Source organism: Campylobacter coli (assembly GCF_009730395.1).
GTDB lineage: Bacteria > Campylobacterota > Campylobacteria > Campylobacterales > Campylobacteraceae > Campylobacter_D > Campylobacter_D coli.
This window is the reverse complement of the sequence record NZ_CP046317.1, coordinates 1,179,346-1,202,209: the sequence shown is the minus strand read 5'-3', so window position 1 is coordinate 1,202,209 and position 22,864 is coordinate 1,179,346. Positions and strand designations below refer to the sequence as shown.

The following is a 22,864-nucleotide window of genomic DNA, read 5'->3' as shown; positions in this document are numbered from 1 at the left end:
TTACCCCTGTTCTTGAGATTGGTGTTTTTTGATGACTTTAGCAATTTCATTGAAGAAATCACTTGCATTAAATTTAACCAAATAGCTTTCGCCACCGGCTTCATGAACACCTTTTTCATTCATAAATTCGTTAGATAAAGATGAGTTAAAGACTATAGGAATATCTTTAAATCTTGCATCTTCTTTGATGCGTGCAGCAAAATGAAATCCATCCATTTGAGGCATTTCAACATCACTTACGATAATTTTTAATACAGAGCTTAAGTTTTCTCCATAAACTTGACTGAGTTCTTCAAGTTTATTTAAGCCTTCAACTCCGTCTTTAGCTTCAATTACTTGGAAGCCCATTTGTTGCATCATTTCTTTAACGCGTTTTCTAGCTGTCATACTATCATCTAAAATAAGTGCTGATCCGCTGAATTTTTCAATTTTACTAAAATCTATATCGGTTTTAGGAGAGTAAATTCCTAAATCTTCAACAACACTTTCCAAATCAAGTATCAAAAGAACTTCATCATTTTCTATACGAGTGACACCTGTAATTTTTCCTTTATCTAAGGCACCTGAACCTGTAGAGAAAGTAGCTGGTTCTATATCTTTCCAATTGATACGGCGAATTCTTTTAGCTTCATGTACTATAAAGCCTATAAGAATATTACTAAATTCAGTGATAATAACTCTAGGTTTTAGCATAGTGCTTTCTGGCTCTGTGATTTGCATCCATTTAGCAAGATTTACTACCGGTATAACTACGCCTCGAAGATCGAAAATTCCTTCGATATAATCAGGCACACCAGGAAGTTCTGTGAGGCTTGGAATTTTGATAATTTCTCTAACCTTAGAGACATTTACCCCATAAATTCCCTCATAGACTTTATCGTGTCCTTGCTTAAAGATACGGAAATCGACAAGCTCCATTTCATTTGAACCCGTTTTCACGATATTTTCATCAAACATTTTGACCCCTCAATTTCTGTTCTCGAAATTTGATTTCTTGACAGCATTCTACTACAAAAAAACTTCTCTCATATGCAAAACTAGCTAAGTTGAAATATTTAACATCTTTTTCATCTAATATTAAATTTTGATGATAATGCCCTTCACATACCCAAAAGCCTAAATTTTCATATTTTTTATATCTTTCTTTGGCTAAATTTTTAAAATTTTCAATTTTATAAAAAAGATTTTTTTTATTTTGATTTTTAAGAATTTTATTTGAGATAGAATTGAAACTTATTTGATTTAAAAAATTTAAAAATACTAGCAAGTAATGATTTCTCAAGCTTTTAAGAGCAAATTGTAAAGGTGGAGATAAAAAAATATCCCCATGAGCTAGAGTGATAAAAGAATTTTTAAAATCGGTATTTTTACCTTTACTTGTATGTAAATTAAGTTTTAAGGGTTGTTCTTGTAGATTAAAAATTTTAACCCTTTGAAAAAAACGAGCGAGATTAAAATCATGATTTCCTTCAAGATAAATAATTTCCATTTTTAAAGCGAGTTCTTCAAGAAGTTTAATATAGGGTTTCGCAAATTCATGCGTAGCAGAGATTTCACCTATAAGTAAGTCAAAAATATCTCCCATTAAAATGAGTTGAGGTGTGGTAATTTCACTCCTTTTTAAAGCTTGTAAAAATTCCCAAAAGCCTCTTCTTTTATCATTTTCATGAGCATCTGCGATTAAAATCGCTCCATTTTGTAGTAAAATTTTCTATCCTTAAAATTTTAAAGGTTCATAGTTGATAGAGATAATTTCAAATTCGCTTTCTCCTTTTGGCAAACGCACTTTAAATTCATCTCCTTCTTTTTTACCAAGCATAGCCTTTGCAATAGGTGAAGCAATAGAAATATAACCCTTATCTAAATCCCCTTCACAAGTACCTACTAGGGTATATTTGTTTTCTTTTTCGGTGTCTAAGTCCATAATCACCACAGAAGATCCAAATTTAACGCTATCGTGCTCATAGCTCGAAGGATCGATTATCTGTGCTCTTGCGATTAAATCGCTAAGTTCTGCGATACGACTTTCTATCAAGGTTTGTTTTTCTCTTGCAGCGTGGTATTCTGCATTTTCTTTTAAGTCACCATGACTTCTTGCGGTATCAATTTCTATCACAACAGCAGGGCGTTGGTTGTCTTTTAAATCTTTTAATTCAGCGCTTAATTTATCATAGCCAAATTGGCTCATCGGTTCTTTTTGCATTTATATATCCTTAATTGTTATTGATTTAATATTTTAGCGAGATTTTTCGCACTTCCAAATTTTAAATATTCTTTTAGAAAGTGCACTTTATCAAAAAATGCCTTATAATCATATTTATTATAAGCTTCATAAAGGTTTAAAACATTGACTTGTTCTTGTAAAAATTCAGGGTTTAAAGCTTCTTTTCCAGCAAAATCACAAAAAATATTTGCAAGCCCAATGTGTTTTAATTTTACAAAAAGTCTTGCGATAAATATATCAATAGTCTTTGCTTTATAAGCAAGCACAAAAGGAGTTCCTACCAAAGCTGCTTCTAGGGTAGCAGTTCCACTACAAATAAAAGCAAAATCAGCTTTTTTAAGCACTTGGGGTGTATTGCTTTGTATTTTAAAATCCTTTACATCGCCATAAATTTCTAATCTTTCGAGATTAAAAGGTGGCACACAAAGGATTTTTTCTCCTTCAAATTTGCGTGATAATTCTCTAAAAACAGGCATTAAACGCTTGATTTCACTGCGTCTTGAGCCTGGTAAAAACGCTATAGTCTTTTCACTTTCGTTTTTGCTAAGTAAAATTTTAATATCGTTTTCGTTTTTAAAATCTTTGATTTCATCCAAAAGAGGATGTCCTACATATATGCTTTTACTAAAAAATTGCTCATCAAAAGGCAAGATAGAGGCTAAAACATCAAAATGGCTCTCTATAACAGGAATACGCCCTTTTTTCCAAGCCCAAACTTGAGGCAAGATATAATAAATTCTTTTTGTTTTTGAATTTGCCTTTTTTAAAGCCTTGGCAAAAGGGATATTAAAAGCGGGAGAATCGATACATAAAACCGCGTCCATTGTTTGGCTTAAAGTTAGATTTACTAATTCTTTGATCGCTTTTTTTGCTTTGAAAATCAAAGGCAAAATTTCTACAAAACCCATAGCACTAAATTCATGCGAGCTATAAAGTGGCTTAGAATTTAAGGCAAATTCTTTGCATAAATTTTCATCATAAATTCCATAAATTTTGAATTCGCCAAATTCTTCTTTATAGGCTTTTAAAACTTCTTTTAAATGTAGGTTTGCCGAAGGCTCTAAGGCGCATACTAAAAGATTTTTCATTTGAAAATATCCTCTATGTTTGATTTAACAAAATCTTTTAGCTCATCTGAAACATAATTTTTATTTTTATTGTAAAAAAATAAATTTACTTTTATATTCTTATCTTCATAAGTTAAATTTCTATTCTCAAATATCATTTTAAAGCCTTTTAGTTTAAATCTAGGATTATCTTCTATTTTTAAACCTTTTGGATCTATAAAATATATATCAAATTCTCCGCTTTGTTTATTCTTTAGCCAAAATATAAAATCAGGGTAAAATTTTCTTTCTTTTTGCTGTTCTTCATCAAAATAAGGAATATAAATTTCATCTTGATTTTCTACCAATTTAGAAAAATACCATTCGTATTGTTCAAAAAAAGACAAATTTAAATTCTTTTCTAGATCTTCTAAAAATTCTTTTTCACTTTCATTGGAAATAGCAAAGTTAATTTTGCTTTCTTTATCGTTTTTATTGTAAATGATTAAAGGGTTGTAGTAATGCTTGCTAAGCTTTGCACTAATTATATAGTTTTTTATTTCTTTACTTTTTTGATTTTCTTTTATGCCTTGCATTAGCTCATCTAAATTGATTTTTTTATTTTCAAAGTCTGCTTTTAATTCATCTTCACTTTTTGCATTTAAAACATCTTTTATAGTTTTGTTAATTTTTTGAACTGTTTCAAAATCTAACTTTGCTTGTATATTTTTATGGTGTGTTATTTCTTTCTCTAGCTTTACAAATTTATCCAAAACTTTAGTATTAGAATTTAACACGCTATTGATTGTTTTTAATATTGTTTTTTCATTAAATTCTACCTTATTTCCTGATAATTGTATTCTACTTTCTTTTCCTTTTATAAATTTGTTGAATTCTTGCAATGTAGAATATTTAAAATTTTTATACAAACACTGCTCTAAAATTAAAACATCCTCATCATAAGATTTTATCAATTCTTCTAAAGATTTTGCGTCATCTTTTGAAATTTTATAAATACTTTTTAGTTTTGTCTCATTTTTATACTTTGGTATAGGCAAATTAAACGACAATTTTGTTTCTTTAAATCCTTTTAAATGTTTGCTTTCTACAAATTCGTATTCTATACCTTCTATGATGGCTTGAATGGCTTCATTGTCACTTGCCATTACAAAAAGAGTTTCTAAGCCACATGCTAAATTTATACATCGCTCATCGATTTTAAATGTTTCTTTTAAAGCATTTAATCTCTTTCTTATATTTAAGAAAGGTTCTATTCTAACACCTCTCCCTATGGTTTGTAAAACATATTTTTTAGCATTAACACTGCCTATATTGATAAAAGAAATTAAATTTACACGATTGCTATCCCAACCTTCTGAAAAAACTTTGCTTCCTAACATTATATTGATAGAGGATTCTAGGCTATTGATGTTTTCAAAATGACTTTGCGATATATCGCTTATACTTTCTACTCCAAGTTCAAGCAAAAAGTTTTTTTCCCATTCTTTTGCGTTTGAAATATTTAAAAGCATAAAGGGTTTGTTTGAATTTTTGCTCTTAAAAGCTAATTCTTTGTCATTTCCTTTAATGCTATAGCACTCTAAATTTGCATTTGCACTCGCATAAAAAATATTTTCTCTAAGTTCATCGTTATTTGCATTTTTTATATATTTTAAAAAATCATCACTTAGTGTATTTATACCAAAATGTAAATTTTGATTTTGAAGTTTTTCATAAAGTTCTAAGGCTATGTTGCCTATATCTGCTTTATTTTTTAATACATTATGCACTGCTTTAAAATATGCTTTTATACCCGCATCTTGAGTATTTACTTTATCAGAAACTGCTATGATTAAAGGATTATGATATGTAAAATCTTGTCTTTTTAAAAACAATTCTTCTTTTGATTTTACAATAGCATTAAAGATTATAAAACTTTCTAAAATCGTTTTAATTTTTGCCTCTTCGTTATTTTCACTTTTAAAATCTAAATTCTCATTTAAAACCGCTATATTTTTACCATATCCTTCTTGATTGAATTTTTGAAGATTATAATTATAAGCACAAGTTATAAAGTCTATTTCATCTTCAAAAGTAGCAGAAAAATTAAAAACAAAGCCTTTTGGAAATTCATCTTCTTTGATAAAACCTCTAGCAAGCTCATGATAATAGTTTTTTCTTAGTGATGTTTTACTATCGCCTCTATGAGCTTCATCTAACAATATATACCAACCATCTTTATTAAGATAATTTTTATAGTTTAATCTTTTTGCTTTTTTATCTTTGCCTACATTTTCTTCACTCTCAAGTAAATCACTTCTTGCAAAATACACCACCGCTTCATTTAACAAACTAGCTTCTTTTTCTATGCTTTCAAAATCTTTTAAATCTTTTATTTTGATAAAATTGCTGTGATGATTGTTGTATTTAGCTATATTTGCTTTGAATTGATTTAAAATCTTATCATTTGGTGCTAAAAGCATAATGGGTTTTTTAGGTAATTGATTATTTTTAATAAATTCATGTATCAAAGCTATAAGTTTAATCATAACTATAGTTTTACCACTTCCTGTAGCCATCCAAAATGAAGCTCTTGCGATATGTTCTTTTTGTAGTTTTAAATCCTTGCCTTCATCTTGATAAAAATCTAAAAGTTTTCTGCGTTCTTGATTGTAATTATGCGAATTTAACTCATCTTCCATATAAAAAGAGAGTATAGCTAAAGCATTTTTAACACCTTCTTGCTGATAAAATTGCAAATTTATAGCTTGAGAAAAATTACTAAAATCATAACTTTCATTAAGCTTTTGCACTAGTGATTTATCATGGATAAATTGATTTAACAATAAATGTTTTTTTGTATTTTGTTTTGCTTTAGCCATTATTTTTCCTTTAAAGCTTTAATTGTTCTTTATCATTTTCAATATGTAAGAATTTTTACATACTGAAATTTCTTGTAATTACTTATCTTGCAAGTGGTGTAAAGAATGATGTTATTTCAATTGCTATTTACTCTCTAATTTTTAAATCTTCTTGTTTTAAAATATTAAAAATATTATCAATAATTTTTTGATTATAGTTTTTTATTATTATTTGAATTTTCTCCAAGATCTTATCTTTATCGCAAAAACTTTCTTTACTTTTTATCCAATCTTCAGTATTTATTTTTTCCCAATCATACCAGTTGTTTTTATAATATTCAATTATATTGCTATAAAAAACAATATCAAGATTATTATGAAAATTAATAATATTTATCAAATATCTATTAATATTATCAATATCTTCTTTAGGATTAAGAGATATAACAATACCTATTGGCAAAATATCATCTACTAAACAAATAGAATTAACTATATTTCTGTATTTTTGAACTTCTTTTTCTTCATAATTCTTACCCAAAAACTGATCATAAGAAAAACGCCCTGTAATATCATATGGATTTTTCTTTTTTGGAATCCACTCTGTAGTAGTATAAGCCTCTTGTTTATATTCAAGATTAATAAAAAAATGTTTTTTATTTTTTTCTATTTCATTATACAACTTATTGATATTATCAATATTATAATCATTGTGTTTTTCGATTTTTATATCATAAATTAACTTTATATCATCATTAAACATATTATTGATATTATTTTCATCAAAAATGTATTCAATAGTTTTTTGCGCTACATCTTTAACTATATATTTTTTAGATAAAGTTTTCAACTTTTCTACTATATCGATTTTATCATTTTCTATTTCTTGGATAATGTCTTCACCATTATTTGCCATGAGATCATTGTTTTTAAAAAATTTTTGTATGGATGTAAGATCACTGAGAAAAATTTCAGTTGCATTGGATTGATGTACAAAAAATGGTGTTTGAAGTTCATTTTTACCATTAAAATAATCGGCAATATAGGATTGAACATCTGCGTATCGAATAGAATCTGTTTTATGTGTTACGATTGATTCTATAATAGTATTTGTAAAATAACTACCCTTATCATCGCCCATCGAAGATTGATTATTCATAGAAGAAAAGAAAAAATAACATTTTTTAAAAGAATGTTGAGTTAAACTTTTTTTGACAGACATTTGGTCAGGTTCTTTGATATATTGTTGCCCTGATTGACAAGCATCAATTATTTTAATTACCATTTCCGTATCTAAACTTTTAAGCATATCATCCAGTTCATTATTAGATAAACTCGTTGTTTCAAATTGCTTATCAGTAAAATTAATTGGTAAATAATAAAATTGCTCTTTAAATACTCCGTGTCCAGTGTAATAAAATAGCAACTCATTAATTTTGGATTTTTCAAGTTCTCTAATAATTTTTGATAGTCCACTTTTTAATTGTTCACTTTGGTAATTTTCAAAAGTATGAATTTCAAATTTTTTACTCAAGCTTAATATTTTTTGCATAGAACTAATATCTTTTCTACAAAAATGTAATTTATTTAAATTTTGATATTCAGAATTTCCCACTAGAATTGCTATATTTTTCACTTTATTTTTCCCACCAAATTAGATTTTTTAGTTTTGGATATTTAATTAAGTCTATATTTTCTAAATTTACAATCTCATCGTTTTCAAATTTGCAAGATTTTATACCGTTGTTGTCTATAAAAATATTTTTGATTTTAAGTCCTAAAAGATTGGACATCGTTAAAAATATATCAAATTCTTTACCATAAGCTTTCATATCAAGGTATATATTTTCATCTTTTTTGAGTGCTTTTATAAGTTTGCGTGATTTTCTATAATCTATGAGTGAATTTTCATCAAGCTTATACTCACAATTTTCTAAACTTTCTTCATAGCTTTCAAGTTCATAATATCTAAAAGCACCACCACCTTTAAAATTTATCATTTTAGAAAGAGATGATCTTCTTTTTTTATCTATAGCACAAAATTCGATATCTCCAGCTATAACATTCTTCATTCTTCCAAGCAAACCCAACCTATATTCATATTTCTTGGTATCTTTGTTAATTGTTAAATATTTTTCATAAAAATGCTCACCCATTTCTATACCAATGTATTTTCTATTTAATTTATGAGATACAGCCAAAGTAGTTCCACTGCCTACAAAAAAATCCATTACAACACTATTTTCTTCAGAGCTAGACTGTATTATTCTTCTTAGCATATTTTCCGGTTTTTGTGAACTATAAAAAGATATATTTTCACTAACTCTCATTTCAGATTGAGTAAAAGAATACAAATCATTCCAAATATCACCCAATGGATATATTTTTTCATCTTTAATGTCAATCTTTTCATGATATAATTTACCATTTTTCCATTTTTGAACATAATATTCGTAATCTGTTATTTTTTTAGGTGTTTCAATTGTAGAAATTCCTATTAAATCAAGCTGCCCTAAATTTAATAAAGAAGAATTTCTATTTGGCTTCCACAGTTTATTGAAAATGCTATTTGTTTTTTTTAAAAAAAGAATAGTCGAGCTTTTTAAGACAAAATTATTACCAAAGCTTTTATATCCAAATAAATCAGCTTCTTCATCTTTGGTAGCATTTGTATCAAATGTAATTTTTTTACACTCCATTTCTCCAAAAAATTCGTTCAATAAAATTCTCCCAAAATAATCAGCATTTTCATCCAAATGCAAATAAAAACTTCCTTTATCGCTTAAAAATTCCTTTGCTAACTCTAAGCGATTGTGCATTAAAGAAAGCCAAGTGCTATCTTGAAATTTATCTTTGTAGTCAAAGTCACTTCCTGTGTTAAATGGTGGATCTATGTAGATTAGATCTATTTTGCCTTGATATTTTGGCATTAGAGAATTTAGCGCTTGAAAATTATCTGCTTTTACAAGTTCTCCGTTTAAAATTTCATCTAAATTCTCAAATGAACTTAAAAGTTTATAGTAGTTTTCTTCGCTTAAATACTTTGTATCAAATGGCAAAAATTTGTATTTTTCATCGTTTATAGCATTTGCATCAAATTCATCATTTATGAAATTTAATTCTTTCCATTCTGCGATTTGCTCATTAAAATTTACATCTTTGTAGATGGATTTTAAAATTTCATCGGCATTGTTTGAGTGTGATTTAATAGTATCTAAGCTAAATACATAGTGAACATTTTTAGCAAATTTTGGCTTTAGCCATATAGCTTTTAACTCATTTTCGAAGTCAGCTATCAAGTCAATAATATCAAAAGCGATTTGTTTTAAAGTTTTGATCTCATCTATCTTTTCTTGAGTCCATTCGGTAACACCATCATTTACATAAGAAAACAACCACAAATTAAATTGTTCTTTTAAAAAATCTTTCGCATTTTTATGTATGAAAAAATCTACTTCATTTTGTTTTTTATAAGTTTTAAAAAGCTTTTTTAGCTCTTCTTCTTTTATGTTTATTTGTGCATTTTTTAAAGTCTTTAAAAAAACATCGCTAAATTCACTTGAGTTTTGTTTAAAAACATTTGTGCCATCATGATTTTTAAAATTTATCACTTTTATGTTTATATTATCATCTTGTATATTTTGTAAATAAAAATTGATTTTACTTTTATTATTATCAGCATTTTGCTCATACTCATCGGTAAGAAAATTTAAAGTGTATTTTTTATCTTCACTTTGCAAGCTTAAAGGGTTATAAATAGTATCTGATTTTACATAGTATAAATTTTGTGTTTTATAAAAAAGATTTGTGTCTTTTGAGTTTGAATATACCCTTGCATAAATATTTTTATACATAGGTGTATCATAAAAAAATGGCGTTCCTGTTTCATTTAAATAAGTGCTAAAAAAATTATAAAGTTTATTATAAGTATCTGTATAAAGCTTTCGTGTGTTTAGATAGTCTTTGATTTTTTGAAAATATTTTTCTTTTATAGCAAGTAAATTTGTAAAACCATTTTTTGCTTGATTTTGCGAGTTTTTGATTTTCGCACCTAAATAACAATCCTCCAACTTTAAATAAAATGCTTTTTTATAATCCATGCTTTACCTTATAAATTTATACATTGAAATAATAGCTCTTTTTACTTTAAAAATCAAAGATAAAATTTCTATATAGTTGGTAATTTTTATTTTTTAAATTAAATATTTTTGATAAAAATTATCATTAGATAAAATTTATTTAATTATTTTTTGCTATAATGTTTTTATGGAATTTACATTAGATCAAATTTTAGTAGCGATGGCTTTGACCATCCTTGCCGGACTTTCAACCGCTATTGGTTCTGTGATAGCATTTTTTAGTAGAAATGACAATCTTAGAATTCTTTCTTTTGGCCTTGGTTTTTCTGCCGGAGTGATGATATATATCTCTTTTATGGAAATTTTGCCTTCTGCTTTTGTGGATTTTAAAAAATATTATCATTCAGGTTATGGAGAGCTTTTAGCGCTTTTATGTTTTTTTGGTGGAATTTTTTTATCAGCCATTATTGATAAATTCATCCCTGAAGATGTCAATCCTCACGATCCTAAAGAAGATCTAAGCGAGCTTAAGATTTGCCCTTTGCCTCAAAAAAATGAAAAAGCACCCGCTTTTCATGCAGGTGAGCCTTTAAAAAAAATCAATGTAAAGGCATTGAAAAGAACGGGTATATTTACTGCGCTTGCCATAGCGATACATAATTTTCCTGAGGGTTTTGCGACTTTTATCTCAAGCCTTGATAATCTTAGTTTTGGTGTGGCTATCGCCGTAGCTGTGGCTATACACAATATCCCTGAAGGAATGGCAGTTTCTTTACCGATTTATCATGCTACAAAAGATAAGAAAAAAGCCTTTATTTACTCTGCACTTTCGGGTATAGCCGAGCCTGTAGGAGCTATCGTGGGAGCGTTTTTGATCTTGCCTATCATGAATGAGCTTACTTTAGCTATCACCTTTGCTGTAGTGGCTGGGATCATGGTGTTTATCTCTTTTGATGAGTTATTGCCTGCAGCAAAAACTTATGATAAAGCCCACGATAGTCTTTATGGGCTTGTTTTAGGAATGGCTGTAATGGCAGTGAGTTTGATTTTATTAAATCCTTGAGTTAAATCAAGTTATAAACCAAGCCATGAAAGCTTGGTTTTGTTAGAAAAGTGTTAGTAAATTGCGCTTGCTTCGATTATAGCAGGGGAGAAAAAGAAAAGTTTGCTTAATACAGTTACGATAGAACGATCCAAAAGGTATTCTCCTAAACCAAAGCGATTTTCTATGGCGATACTAGAGTCAGGAAAAGTGCTCATGCATTGATTGCCACCATTGGTTAAAGATCTAATTTGTATAGAACCATTTGTCATTGGTATGATAGAAAAAATAGTCTGCATTGTTCCATCTTGCAAATCTTGTTTGCAAGATTTGGTGCCAAAACTTTTTTCACTTAAAACAGCTAGGCATATATCATCGCCCCTAGGGCTTATAAACTGAACATAGCCAAAAGGCAAATCTTTTGCGTGCATATCCCTAGCTTTTAGCTCATCATTTGCTACAATCTCTTTTAAAAACCAATTTTGATCTTCTAACCTTTTTGAAGTTTTTCTAAAAGGACTTAAAGAAATTCCTGTTTCTAAAGATCTTATAGCAAACATAGGAGTAAAGTCTGCTAATTCATCCAAGCTAGGCTCTGCTTTCAAAAAGCTCAAAAGGGCAAAAAATAAAATAAAAATTTTTTCATATTAAGCTCCTAAGGTCTTCTAAAATTTACAGGAAAATGATCTGAAGCCAAAAAGGTTCTTAATCCTGCTAAAGCTAAAATCGCAACTATCGGTGGTGGGTTGTATAAAGCTGCAGTGTTGGAATTTCCAGTGATAGCATAATCAATCGTTCTTCCACTTGTTTGCGTAGAAGAAGGCGGAACAACTACGCGAGTGCGCGCTCTTAAGTCAGGATCTAGCAAGGTTACTAAGGCGCCTGATTCTCTATTAAAATCGCCTAAAATCATCCAATTAATATCAGGTCTATTTCTAAAAAACATATCCACAGCAGCGACAATGGCTCCTGCGTCATTTCCCCCACTTGCTAGAGTGTGTATATTGAAAAAAGCATCATTGCCTATGCGTATGCCTATAATAGGTCTTGAAGCAACTGTTGGAGGGGGTAAAACAAAAACTTCATCCGCTTGCACTCTGCTAACGATAGCTAAATTCACACGATTTGCTCCTACATCCACTCTAGAATAATATATATAAACAGAGCTAGGTCTTGATACAGAGCCTAAATTCCATATGTATTCATGTATAGGAATACCCACGCCCACGGGTTGTACCTGTCTAGGAGTCATCATGGCTGTACTAGGTAAAACCCCCGCTTCTTGAACAGCTAAAACATCCATAGGATTTGCACCGGTTATGAGTTGTCTTATACTAACATTCCATTTGCTTTCAGTTGCAGCTGATGAGCCTTGCAAATTCCAAGTTCCGGTGTTGTAATTTTCTAAAGCGGCAAATAATACATTAAAACTTAAAATCAAAAATACTATTTTTTTCATTATCTTCCTTTCATAGCGAAAAAATTAAATAGGAGCGCCTATATACCACTGTCTATCCAAATTCTTTTCTTTTTCTTTCAAACAATCGGTTAAATAAATATTATAAAAGCTCAAATTAAATTCTTCCATTACATTTGAAACAGGTGTTTGTATACATTGTTGGGTGGCAAAATTTTGAATTTGATAAGCTCCATTAGTCATCGGATAAAGTCTCCAAAACTGCGCAAAATTTGTTTGATCACAAGGATAATGAACGATGCCATTTCTATAGGCGTTTAAGCAAGTAAATGTTTTTGCATTTTTAATCATTACTGTATTGTTTGGAAATTCAATAAGCTGCCAAGCTCTTGCATCTCCAAAAGGTCTACTAGCAAATAAACTATATCCCCATATCCAATTGCCAGGATTTAAAGCCCAGATTGTTAAAGATGCTCCATTAGGATTCATAATAGTGACAAAATCACTTACCATACCTGTGTTTTCGTATAAAGCATTTGAAGCAAATTCGTTTGGAGATTTTAGCCTTGGCAATGGACCTTTGACGGCATTATCTCCTTTAAAGGTATTAGGAGTGATTACAGGTGGGACAAGTGGTATGGCGGGAAATTTTTTACCTTCTACCAAGCTTGGTGTTTTTTGTTTGACAGGGGGTGTAGGTTTTGAACCAAGTTTTAAAGGATCGTTATCGTTAAATTTACCATAAGATCTTCCTAAATGATTGATTTGTTGTTCTTTTGAAGAACAAGCTGAAAAAAATGATTGTTACAATCAAAAACATTAGGCTTAATTTTATTTTTTGCATATATCCTCTTTTTTCTTAGCACCAAAATGACACAAGATAGAGCAAAGTATACAAAGTATACAAGCGCTTAGAAGCATTATAAGTCCAGCATTCCAACTACCATAGTAATCCACAGCCCAGCCTATAGCTTTTGTTCCAAGTGAAGTGCCGACTACATAACTCATAAAACCACGAAGTCCTACACAAGATCCTACTGCAAAAGCAGGAACGACTTCCATAGTTTGTACACTTGCTAAAAATTGTGGTATATAGACCAAACACCCCGCCATAGCTGCAAAGAAAGTAACCATATAAAGATTATTTGAAGTAAAATATCCAATAATCATAAAGAAAATAATCACCATAGCACCTATAGCAGGAGGCATTCTATAGCCTTTAAAAATTTTATCTGAAATATATCCTGCAAGTAAAGTAGAAGGTATAGCAGCCTATTCAAAAAGCCAAAAGGCAATACCCATTTGTTCTTTATTAAAGCCTTTTGTTTCTAGCAAGTAAATAGGAAGCCAAGAAATAAGCCTAAAACGCACCATATAAACAAAAGTATCCATCCAAGCCACATACTAAGCATTTTTGTTTTTAAGTACATAATGATAAAAAATTTCAAAACTGCTTAAATTTGGAGTTTCTATAGCTTTGATTTCTTCTGTTTTAATCCCTCGCATTTCATTGATTTCAGTAATATCAACCAAACCTTCATTTTTAGGACTTCCTTTGACTGCATAAAACACATAAAGGCTAATAAGCACAGCACAAAAAGCAGGAACATAAAAATGATTGATATGCTAATGTGTTTCATAAAATCTGCCAAGCTTACGCCTAAAAATGCTGCTAAAGCAAATCCAGAAAGCGACACTATAGGAGCGATTATACCTCCTCCTAAATTGTGCGAGATATTCCAAATAGCTGTATAAATTCCCCGCTCTTTTTAGGATACCAGTTTGCAAGAGTGATAAAAGAAGGACCTACCCCCATACCTTGAAAAACCCCAAGCGCGATAACAAAACCTACATAAGCGTAAAAAGAATTTGAAAAACCAAGTAAAACATTTACAAGAGCACATAAAATAAGACCTAAAGCCATGTATTTTTAGGATCAGCTTTATCGCTTATAACGCTCATTTCACCTTTGCTAATCCCGTAAGTTATAAGCATTGAGCCTGTGATTGTTCCGATGTCTGATTTACTGAGATTAAGTTGATTTTGTATAAATGGAGTTGAAAGAGTGATATTATTTCACACAAGATAATATCCCATATATCCTATAAAAACCCCACTTAAACTCCAAGTTCTCATTTTGTAATATCTAGGTAAAATTTCCTCTTTAGGAAATTTAATAGCTTTTGCCTTAGGTTTGAAAAAATCAAACATGCATGCTCCGCCTCCCTTTTTTGTAATTTATTATGTAAATATATTAATAAATATTAAATAAAAATATAATTAAAAATAGTATTAAAATTAATATTTTAAAATCAAAATTTATATTACAAAAATATGCTACAATCCAAATTTTATCTTTTGCAAGGAAGAGCAATGAAAGAAATTCTTATTACCAATGATGATGGTTTTGAAAGTGAGGGACTTAAAAAACTCATTAAAATGTTAAAAAAAGAATTTAAAGCAAAAATTACCATAGTTGCGCCTGCTACTGAAAAATCAGCTTGTTCACATTCTATAACCCTTACAAAACCCTTGCGTTTTATCAAAGTAGGAAAAAGATTTTACAAGCTTGATGATGGAACCCCTGCAGATTGTGTTTATCTTGCTCTTCATGCGCTTTATAAAACGCGTTTGCCTGATCTTGTGATAAGTGGGATTAATAAAGGTGCAAATGTGGGTGAAGATATCACATATTCAGGTACTTGTGCGGGTGCTATGGAAGCAGTTTTACAAGGAATTCCAGCCATAGCTCTTTCGCAATTTTACAAAAAAAGTGAAAAAGAGCTTGATTTTAAAAATGCTTTAAAAATTACTAAAAAAATCGTTCAAAATATTTTTGATAAAGGCTTTCCTTTAGGAAAAAAAGAATTTTTAAACATTAATTTTCCAGCAAAATCCAATATAAAAGGCATTAAAATTTGTAAAGCAGGTAAGCGAGTGTATAATTTTGAAGCGCATTCAAATATCAATCCACGCGGAGTGGAGTATTATTGGCTAGCAGCAGCAAATTTGGATTTTGAAGATGAGAAAGATAGCGATATAGCTTTATTGAAAAAGGGTTATGTGACTATAACTCCTATAATGCTTGATTTAAGTGCTTATGACAAAATGAAAAAAGTTAAAAAATGGTTAAAGGCAAATAATGAATGATAGATTTACGCGTATAAAATGGCTAGTAAGCGAGGAAAACTTCAATAAAATTTCACAAACCAAGGTGCTCGTATGCGGACTTGGTGGAGTAGGTGGGATGTGTGTAGACGCACTTTATCGTAGCGGTTTTCAAAAACTTACTTTAATCGATGCGGATAAATTTGAAATCACCAATCAAAACCGCCAAATTCATAGTGAAAATTTGGGCGAAGAAAAAGCTAAGGTTTTTGCTAGAATTTACAATGCTAAGGGTATAGTAAGTAAAATAGATAATGAATTTTTAGCGAATTTTGATTTAAGTGAATTTGATTTAATCATCGATGCAATTGATGATATTCCTGCAAAAGTAGCGCTTGCAAATTTGATCGATTTTAAGCGTCAAATTTTTATCTCTTCTACGGGTGGGGCTAGAAAGCTTGATCCTACGCGTATAAAAACTACAAGTATATTTAAAACCCACGGAGATGCTTTAGCGAAAAAATTCCGTTATGAACTTAGAAAATCAGGCTTTAAAGGAAATTTTGATGTGGTATTTTCAGATGAGGAAGCGCATTGTAAAGATCTTGGATCTTTTATGGGTGTGACTGCATCTTTTGGTTTAGCCCTAGCCAGCTTGGCATTAAGAAAAGTTCTTGCTAAGAAAAACTGATATTAAAGATTTAAATGCTTGTTTGTCGCTTTTTGAGCAAAGCGTAAAAACACTTTGTGCTAAGGATTATACAAAAGATCAAATTTGTGCTTGGATTAAAATTGATAGACAACAATGGGAAGAAAAATTTAAATATGATGAGATCTTTGTCTATGAAAAAAGAGGAAAAATCGCAAGTTTTATAAGTGTTAAACAAGAGCAGAAATTGCTTGATTTGCTTTTTACTCATCCTGATTTTGTTAGACAAGGTTTAGCACAAAATTTACTTGATTTTATTTTAAAAACTTATTTTCATAATGAAATTTACACTTTCGCATCCTTAAGTGCTAAAGATTTTTTCTTAAAAAATGGTTTTGAACTTATAAGGGAAAACAAGGTTATCAAAGAGGGACAAAATTTAAAAAAATTTTTAATGAAAAAAGATGTGGTTTATAAAAACTAGAAGTTAAGATAAGCAAAAATAATGGATTAAAAGATATAAAAATCATTTTTTACTTATCTTAGATAAATGAATTTATCTAAGATAGAAAAAATTACAAAAATAGCTAGATGTTAGAAAATAGCTCCGTGTTTTTCATAATTTGTTATTTTTGTAGCAGTGTTATTTTCATCCACAAAAACAACTTTTGGTTTAAATGTTTTTACTTCTTCTTCATTAAAATCAGCATAAGACATGATGATCACCTTATCTCCCACTTCTGCAAGACGAGCCGCAGCACCATTTAAGCATACAACTCCTTCTTCTTGCGTGGCTATGGTATAGGTTTCAAATCTAGCGCCATTATTGACATTGACTACTTGGACTTTTTCGTATTCTAAAATTCCACTCGCTTGCAATAATTTTTCATCTATACTTATACTTCCTACATAATCAAGCCTAGCTTCTGTTACGCTTGCGCGATGTATTTTTGATTTGAGTAAAGTGATATTCATTTTAATCCTTGTACTAAAAAATTATCAATGAGTCTTGTTTTTCCAACAAAAGCAGCCACCGCTCCTAAAACATTATCAGTGATATTTTCGATATTTTCCATGGTGTTAAAATCGACTAATTCTATATAATCGATTTTGATTAGTTTTTCTTTTTCTAAAATATCTTTCATAGCTTGGATGATCTTAGAAGTATTTTTTTCTCCCTCTCGGACTAATTTTTCAGCCAAAAAAATGCTTTGAGATATAGCTAGTGACGCTTTTCTTTCTTCTTTGCTAAGATATACATTTCTAGAGCTTTTAGCTAAGCCATCTTCTTCTCTAATGATAGGACAAATTTGAATTTTTAAATCAAAATTTAAATCATCAACCATATGCCTAACGACTACGCATTGCTGCGCGTCTTTTTGCCCCATATAGACTATATCAGGGTTTAGGATATTAAAAAATTTAGTTAAAACCGTGCAAACGCCTCTAAAATGCCCCGGTCTTTTAGCTCCACAAAGTTTATCAGTGATCGTATTCATATCTACATAGGTGCTAAAATTCTTAAGATACATTTGAGTTGCATCGGGGATAAAAACCATATCAACGCCATTATCTTGACACATTTTAATGTCGCGTTCTAAATCTCTTGGATAACTAGAAAAATCTTCATTAGGCCCAAATTGCATAGGATTTACAAAGATACTTACTATAACCTTATCTTGTGTTTTGGCATGTTTGACTAAACTTAAATGTCCATCGTGTAAAAAACCCATGGTTGGAACATAGCCTATACTAAGTTGATGTGATTTCCAATCTTTTACAATTTGTTTTGCTTCTTTGACAGAAGTAATGACTTGCATATTTGTATCCTTAGTATAATTTATCTAATAATTCATCATCTAAATAATCAAAGCTGTGCTCTTGGGAAGGAAAAATACCGCTTTTAACTTCATCTCTATATTTTTCAACTCCTACTTGAGGATCAATTTTATCAAAATGCTTTACAAATTTTGCTTTAAAATCTTTATTTAAACCCAAAAGATCGTGATAAACTAAAACTTGTCCATCGCAGTATTTGCCTGAACCTATGCCGATTGTTGGAATTTCTAAAATAGAGCTTATTTTTTGTGCTAGTTTTACAGGCACACATTCTAAAACCAACATACAAGCACCCGCATCTTGCACAGCTTTTGCATCATCTATAATTTTTTGGGCCGATTGTAAATCTTTACCTTGAACCCTATAGCCACCTAGCATATTTACAGCTTGTGGGGTTAGTCCTAGGTGAGCAACGACGGGTATTCCTGATTGGGAAATCAATTTAATCTTACTTGCGATTTCTATACCCCCTTCCACTTTTACCCCATTTGTGTGGCTTTCTTTGATAAATCTTGAGGCATTTAAGATAGCGTCACGATCTGAACTTTGATAAGACATAAAAGGCATATCAGCAAGTACGAAAGACTTTTTAGCTCCGCGAGAAACAGCTTTGGTAAAAATCAACATTTCATCCATAGTAACACTTAAAGTATCTTGCATACCAAGTACCGTCATGGCTAATGAATCTCCAACCAATATAATATCTATATCGCTATTGTCTAAAATTCTTGCACTATGATAATCATACGCACTTACCATGGTTATTTTTTCATTTTTGGCCTTTTTTTCCAAAAAACTAATCATACTTTTTCTCATTTTGCATACCTCAATTTTTAGCTATAAAATAATAAGCAAAAAACTAGCATATAATTTTTCATAAATAGTAAATGAATGATAAAGTAAGTTATATTTAATCGATGGATTGCTTTAATGGTTACAATTTTAGAAAATTTCAGTTCATGTTAAAGGATATTTAAATAAAATAAAGCTTTAAAAAGTATTTTGTTTAAAATTATTTAAATAGAAAGATATTTTATGAAAAAAATAACTTTATTTTTACTTTTCTTAAATTTAGTGTTTGGGCAAGATAAGATATTAAATAATTGGTTTAAAGAGTATAATACAAGCGGCACTTTTGTTTTTTATGATGGAAAAACTTGGGCGAGTAACGACTTTTCAAGGGCTATGGAGACTTTCTCTCCCGCTTCCACTTTTAAAATTTTTAATGCTCTAATTGCACTTGATAGTGGTGTGATAAAAACTAAAAAAGAAATTTTTTATCACTATAGAGGTGAAAAAGTATTTTTATCTTCTTGGGCGCAAGATATGAATTTAAGTTCAGCTATAAAATATTCTAATGTTCTTGCTTTTAAAGAAGTGGCAAGAAGAATTGGTATCAAAACTATGCAAGAATATTTAAACAAGCTTCATTATGGTAATGCTAAAATTTCCAAGATCGATACTTTTTGGCTTGACAACTCACTAAAAATAAGCGCTAAAGAACAAGCAATTTTGCTTTTTAGACTTTCACAAAATAGCTTACCTTTTTCTCAAGAAGCAATGAATAGTGTTAAGGAAATGATTTATTTAAAAAATATGGAAAATTTAGAGCTTTTTGGAAAAACAGGTTTTAATGATGAGCAAAAAATTGCTTGGATTGTAGGTTTTGTGTATTTAAAAGATGAAAATAAATATAAGGCTTTCGCGCTAAATTTAGATATTGATAAATTTGAAGATTTATATAAAAGAGAAAAAATTTTAGAAAAATATTTAGATGAACTTGTAAAAAAAGTTAAAAATGATGGCTAGTGAGTATTTCGTAAAATGCAAAAATACTTAATTGTATGATTTGCGTACACTTAAAGTACTCATTAAAAAATTAAATTTTTGCTCTTATTTATCAAGTTTTCCTACGATGATAGGGTTAAAGGCTTTTATGGATAGCAAAAGCGTATCGCCGATTTTTACATCTTGATAAGCTTTTAGAAATTCCTCTTCACTAAGAGTGATTTTAATAATATCTTGATTTAAAAGCAAGGTTAAAACCACTAAAATATCACTTTTTTTAATTTCTAGCAAAGTTGCACTTAAGCGTAATTTTGCGCTGATATTTGAATGAGTAAAAAATTCATTTTTAGGAAAATCTTTAATAATTTTTCCGTTTTTAAGCTCTAAAATTCTATGGCTCAATTTGTAAATTTCAGCCAAATCGTGACTTACTAATAAAGTCGTGATTTTAAAATGTTGTAAAATTTTCACAAGCTCATCTTGTAAAAAAGATCGCATTTTAAAGTCCAATGCACTCAAAGGCTCATCTAAAAGTAAAATTTGTGGCTCTCTTGCTAAAGCCCTTGCTAAAGCCACTCTTTGTGCTTGTCCGCCACTTAAATTTTTGGGATAAATTTTGGCTAAATTTTCCAAATTCATTAAGCTTAAAAGCTCTTCTGCTTTTTGTTTTGAAGTCGCAGCATAAGAAATGTTTTCTTTTACGCTCATATTTGGAAAAAGAGCGTAATCTTGAAAAACAAAGCCGATTTTTCTTTTTTGTATGGCTAAATTGACATTTTTTTGGGTATCAAACCAAAGCTCATCTCCTACTTCTATGCGTCCAAATTCAGGTTTTATAAGTCCTGCAATGATTTTAAGTAGAGTTGTTTTTCCCGCACCGCTTTCCCCAAAAATAGCAGTGATTTCATTTGCTTTTAAGCAAGTGTTTAATTCTAGTTGCTTCTTGCCTTTTGCTGTGTTGATGGGAAGTTTTATATCGATTTTTATCATAAAAGTGGCCTATAGAGCGATTTTTTTATTTACAAAATAAAGACTTAAGAGTATGGTAAAAGAAATCGCAAATAAAGTAAAAGCGTATTGATGTGCTAAAGTATAGTTTAAAACTTCAAGCTCATCATAAATAGCAATACTTGCGACCAAAGTTTCACCTTTTTTATGTCCACCTATCATCATCACCACTCCAAATTCACCGATAGTGTGTGCAAAACTCATCGCACAAGCGCTAAAAATCCCTACTTTAGAATTGGGCAAAATTACTCTAAAAAGTGTGTAAATTTTACCCTTTCCTAGAGTATAAGAAGCATCAAGTAGGTTTTGATTGATCGATGAAAAAGCGCTTTGTAAAGGATTTACCATAAAGGGTAGGGAAAAAATCAAAGAAGCAAATACCAAACCTTCAAAGCTAAAAACCAAAGAAAGGTTAAAATATTCTTTTAAAAATTGTCCTAAAAAGCTGTTTTGTGAAAAGCTTATGAGCAAATAAAAACCCAAAACACTTGGAGGCAAAACCAAGGGCAAAGCTACAAAGGTTTGCACCAAGCTTTTAAAAGGAAATTTCACAAAGCTTAAAAGATAGGCTAAAAATACTCCGATGAAAAAGAGCATAAAGGTGGTGATAAATGCAAGTTTAAAGGTAAGATAAAGGGTTTGTAAAAAATCATTATCCATAAACAGCCTTTAAAATGATATCATTTTCCTTGACAAAGCAGAGCCATTCTTGTCCTTCTTCAAGTTTGAGCTCTAAGGCTTTTTCTTTGGTGATAATGCTAGAAATTTCATCACCCTCAAAATCAAAAAAGATATGATATAGAATTTTGCCTTTTTTGATACTTTTAATCCTTGCTAGAAATGAATTTTCCACACTTAAAATAGAATGGGGTAAAGTAAAGCCAAGTTCGTGTTCTTTGAAAAGTACTTGAATTTTTGTACCTATTTTAAGATCTTGCAAAGAATGAAGATCAAGCATTAAAACTTTAAAAATTTGCTCTTTAATACTGATCTTAACGATGACAATCTCACCCTCATTTAAAAGCTCTATAATCTTACCATTTAAGATATTCAAGGTGTGTCAAATCCGTATTTTTTAAAGATTTCTTTTGCTTTTTGCGAACTGATAAAATCGCTAAATTCAAAGGCTAATTTTTTATCTTTAGCGTATTTTGTGATGACATAGCTTTGTTTTAAAGGAGTGAAGTATTTTTGATCAATTAAAATAGCTTTGCCTTTAGGATGATTGATAGAAGATACTAGAGAATAAGCCACAATACCCAAATCCGCATTATTGCTATCGACATGTAAAACAGGCACGGAGATATTTTCACCTAAAACAATTTTATCTTCAAAGAGTTTGTCTAAATTTAAATTTTCAAGCACTTCTTTAGCAGCTACTCCATAAGGAGCAACCTTTGGATTTGCAAGGCTTAGGTGATGAATTTTATTTGCTTTATCTTTTAGCTTTTCTATCCCACCTTCAAGTAAGCTTTCATCTAAGCTATATAGGGCTAAGATACCTAAAACATAAACTTTTGGTTTATCTAAAGCGTTTTGATCCTCATAAATTGCTTGCGCGTATTTTGTATCGGCTGAAAAAAATAGATCAAATTCCCGCCCTTGTTTCAAAAGTTGATAATACTTTCCTGAAGCGCCAAAAACAAGATCTATATTGTCATTAGGGTGTGATTTTAAAAATTCATTTTTGACCTCTTCCATAGCTTTTGAAGCCGAAGAAGCTACGAAAACACTTAAATTTTGTGCATTTAAATTTAAAGATAAAAACAACACTATAAAACATAACACGAGCTTTTTCATTGC

At 30.0% G+C, this 22,864-nt stretch carries 25 protein-coding genes and 1 pseudogene; 5 read left to right on the top strand and 21 right to left on the bottom strand.

The features are described 5' to 3' along the window. The 7 genes from FOC43_RS06085 to FOC43_RS06055 form a co-directional block, all read right to left on the bottom strand. Window positions 1-957, bottom strand: a complete 957-nt coding sequence (locus FOC43_RS06085) for a chemotaxis protein (RefSeq protein WP_002778075.1) — start codon at window positions 955-957, stop codon at window positions 1-3. Beyond that, window positions 950-1,708: a metallophosphoesterase gene (locus tag FOC43_RS06080; RefSeq protein ID WP_323321445.1), complete on the bottom strand. Its 759-nt coding sequence runs from the start codon at window positions 1,706-1,708 to the stop codon at window positions 950-952. The genes FOC43_RS06085 and FOC43_RS06080 overlap by 8 nt, the downstream gene beginning before the upstream one ends. 9 nt (window positions 1,709-1,717) lie before the next feature. After that, window positions 1,718-2,203: a transcription elongation factor GreA gene (greA, locus tag FOC43_RS06075; RefSeq protein WP_004284775.1), complete on the bottom strand. Its 486-nt coding sequence runs from the start codon at window positions 2,201-2,203 to the stop codon at window positions 1,718-1,720. 17 nt (window positions 2,204-2,220) lie between these two features. Beyond that, a complete protein-coding gene (gene lpxB / locus FOC43_RS06070) occupies window positions 2,221-3,312 on the bottom strand; it encodes a lipid-A-disaccharide synthase (RefSeq protein WP_004284777.1) in 1,092 nt (363 codons plus the stop codon). Next, window positions 3,309-6,152 carry a DEAD/DEAH box helicase family protein gene (locus FOC43_RS06065; RefSeq protein WP_004284779.1) on the bottom strand — a complete coding sequence of 948 codons (2,844 nt, stop codon included), beginning with the start codon at window positions 6,150-6,152 and terminating at the stop codon, window positions 3,309-3,311. The genes lpxB and FOC43_RS06065 overlap by 4 nt, the downstream gene beginning before the upstream one ends. A 127-nt stretch (window positions 6,153-6,279) precedes the next feature. Continuing rightward, window positions 6,280-7,767, bottom strand: coding sequence for a caspase family protein (locus tag FOC43_RS06060; RefSeq protein ID WP_004284780.1), 1,488 nt, complete (start codon window positions 7,765-7,767; stop codon window positions 6,280-6,282). Window position 7,768: 1 nt separating this feature from the next. After that, window positions 7,769-10,231: a DNA methyltransferase gene (locus tag FOC43_RS06055; protein WP_004284781.1), complete on the bottom strand. Its 2,463-nt coding sequence runs from the start codon at window positions 10,229-10,231 to the stop codon at window positions 7,769-7,771. 166 nt (window positions 10,232-10,397) lie between these two features. Between FOC43_RS06055 and zupT the strand changes: the two genes are divergently transcribed. Further along, complete coding sequence (zupT, locus tag FOC43_RS06050; RefSeq protein WP_004284782.1) at window positions 10,398-11,273, top strand: zinc transporter ZupT; 876 nt, start codon at window positions 10,398-10,400, stop codon at window positions 11,271-11,273. Window positions 11,274-11,326: 53 nt separating this feature from the next. Here zupT and cdtC read toward each other — a convergent pair whose 3' ends face one another. The 7 genes and pseudogenes from cdtC to FOC43_RS09065 all read right to left on the bottom strand — a co-directional run bounded on the left by cdtC (window position 11,327) and on the right by FOC43_RS09065 (window position 14,880). Continuing rightward, the gene (gene cdtC, locus FOC43_RS06045; RefSeq protein WP_032685037.1) at window positions 11,327-11,890 is read right to left on the bottom strand and encodes a cytolethal distending toxin subunit Cc-CdtC; all 564 of its coding nucleotides are present in this window, start codon (window positions 11,888-11,890) and stop codon (window positions 11,327-11,329) included. 17 nt (window positions 11,891-11,907) lie between these two features. Further along, complete coding sequence (gene cdtB / locus FOC43_RS06040; protein WP_002788033.1) at window positions 11,908-12,711, bottom strand: cytolethal distending toxin nuclease subunit Cc-CdtB; 804 nt, start codon at window positions 12,709-12,711, stop codon at window positions 11,908-11,910. A gap of 24 nt (window positions 12,712-12,735) precedes the next feature. Continuing rightward, window positions 12,736-13,513, bottom strand: a pseudogene (gene cdtA, locus FOC43_RS06035) (cytolethal distending toxin subunit Cc-CdtA). Continuing rightward, window positions 13,501-13,878 carry an MFS transporter gene (locus FOC43_RS06030; RefSeq protein ID WP_004284785.1) on the bottom strand — a complete coding sequence of 126 codons (378 nt, stop codon included), beginning with the start codon at window positions 13,876-13,878 and terminating at the stop codon, window positions 13,501-13,503. The pseudogene cdtA and the gene FOC43_RS06030 overlap by 13 nt, the downstream one beginning before the upstream one ends. A gap of 195 nt (window positions 13,879-14,073) precedes the next feature. Then, window positions 14,074-14,241, bottom strand: coding sequence for a hypothetical protein (locus FOC43_RS06020; RefSeq protein ID WP_004284787.1), 168 nt, complete (start codon window positions 14,239-14,241; stop codon window positions 14,074-14,076). 148 nt (window positions 14,242-14,389) lie between these two features. After that, complete coding sequence (locus FOC43_RS06015; RefSeq protein ID WP_002788016.1) at window positions 14,390-14,593, bottom strand: hypothetical protein; 204 nt, start codon at window positions 14,591-14,593, stop codon at window positions 14,390-14,392. Between the two features lie 152 nt (window positions 14,594-14,745). Then, window positions 14,746-14,880, bottom strand: coding sequence for a hypothetical protein (locus FOC43_RS09065; protein ID WP_002788014.1), 135 nt, complete (start codon window positions 14,878-14,880; stop codon window positions 14,746-14,748). 162 nt (window positions 14,881-15,042) lie between these two features. Here FOC43_RS09065 and surE point away from each other — a divergent pair, with 162 nt between their 5' ends. Genes surE through FOC43_RS06000 form a run of 3 tightly spaced genes read left to right on the top strand, consistent with a single transcriptional unit; the run spans window position 15,043 to window position 16,910 of the window. Next, entirely contained in the window at window positions 15,043-15,819 is a 777-nt protein-coding gene (gene surE / locus FOC43_RS06010) for a 5'/3'-nucleotidase SurE (protein WP_002781752.1), read from the top strand. Continuing rightward, window positions 15,809-16,468 carry a ThiF family adenylyltransferase gene (locus FOC43_RS06005; RefSeq protein WP_072214034.1) on the top strand — a complete coding sequence of 220 codons (660 nt, stop codon included), beginning with the start codon at window positions 15,809-15,811 and terminating at the stop codon, window positions 16,466-16,468. Before surE ends, FOC43_RS06005 begins: the two co-directional genes overlap by 11 nt. After that, on the top strand, window positions 16,452-16,910 hold the full coding sequence (locus FOC43_RS06000; RefSeq protein WP_004284794.1) for a GNAT family N-acetyltransferase: 459 nt from the start codon (window positions 16,452-16,454) through the stop codon (window positions 16,908-16,910). The genes FOC43_RS06005 and FOC43_RS06000 overlap by 17 nt, the downstream gene beginning before the upstream one ends. Window positions 16,911-17,020: 110 nt before the next feature. On the opposite strand, the gene panD is transcribed toward FOC43_RS06000, so the two are convergent. From panD to panB, 3 genes are read right to left on the bottom strand one after another with little or no spacing between them, the layout of a single operon-like run. After that, window positions 17,021-17,401, bottom strand: a complete 381-nt coding sequence (gene panD, locus FOC43_RS05995) for an aspartate 1-decarboxylase (RefSeq protein ID WP_002778106.1) — start codon at window positions 17,399-17,401, stop codon at window positions 17,021-17,023. After that, the gene (panC, locus tag FOC43_RS05990) at window positions 17,398-18,246 is read right to left on the bottom strand and encodes a pantoate--beta-alanine ligase (RefSeq protein ID WP_002778123.1); all 849 of its coding nucleotides are present in this window, start codon (window positions 18,244-18,246) and stop codon (window positions 17,398-17,400) included. The genes panD and panC overlap by 4 nt, the downstream gene beginning before the upstream one ends. 10 nt (window positions 18,247-18,256) lie before the next feature. After that, window positions 18,257-19,081 carry a 3-methyl-2-oxobutanoate hydroxymethyltransferase gene (gene panB, locus FOC43_RS05985; protein WP_004284805.1) on the bottom strand — a complete coding sequence of 275 codons (825 nt, stop codon included), beginning with the start codon at window positions 19,079-19,081 and terminating at the stop codon, window positions 18,257-18,259. Window positions 19,082-19,300: 219 nt separating this feature from the next. Between panB and FOC43_RS05980 the strand changes: the two genes are divergently transcribed. Beyond that, window positions 19,301-20,074, top strand: coding sequence for an OXA-61 family class D beta-lactamase OXA-193 (locus tag FOC43_RS05980; RefSeq protein ID WP_002783228.1), 774 nt, complete (start codon window positions 19,301-19,303; stop codon window positions 20,072-20,074). Window positions 20,075-20,158: 84 nt separating this feature from the next. Here the strand turns inward: FOC43_RS05980 and FOC43_RS05975 are convergent, their stop codons facing one another. Genes FOC43_RS05975 through modA form a run of 4 tightly spaced genes read right to left on the bottom strand, consistent with a single transcriptional unit; the run spans window position 20,159 to window position 22,861 of the window. After that, the gene (locus tag FOC43_RS05975) at window positions 20,159-21,043 is read right to left on the bottom strand and encodes a sulfate/molybdate ABC transporter ATP-binding protein (RefSeq protein ID WP_004284811.1); all 885 of its coding nucleotides are present in this window, start codon (window positions 21,041-21,043) and stop codon (window positions 20,159-20,161) included. A 9-nt stretch (window positions 21,044-21,052) separates the two neighbouring features. Next, a complete protein-coding gene (modB, locus tag FOC43_RS05970; RefSeq protein ID WP_002778136.1) occupies window positions 21,053-21,721 on the bottom strand; it encodes a molybdate ABC transporter permease subunit in 669 nt (222 codons plus the stop codon). After that, window positions 21,714-22,115, bottom strand: a complete 402-nt coding sequence (locus FOC43_RS05965) for a TOBE domain-containing protein (RefSeq protein WP_002778137.1) — start codon at window positions 22,113-22,115, stop codon at window positions 21,714-21,716. The genes modB and FOC43_RS05965 overlap by 8 nt, the downstream gene beginning before the upstream one ends. After that, window positions 22,112-22,861, bottom strand: coding sequence for a molybdate ABC transporter substrate-binding protein (gene modA / locus FOC43_RS05960; RefSeq protein WP_002778139.1), 750 nt, complete (start codon window positions 22,859-22,861; stop codon window positions 22,112-22,114). The genes FOC43_RS05965 and modA overlap by 4 nt, the downstream gene beginning before the upstream one ends. Window positions 22,862-22,864 lie beyond the last annotated feature (3 nt).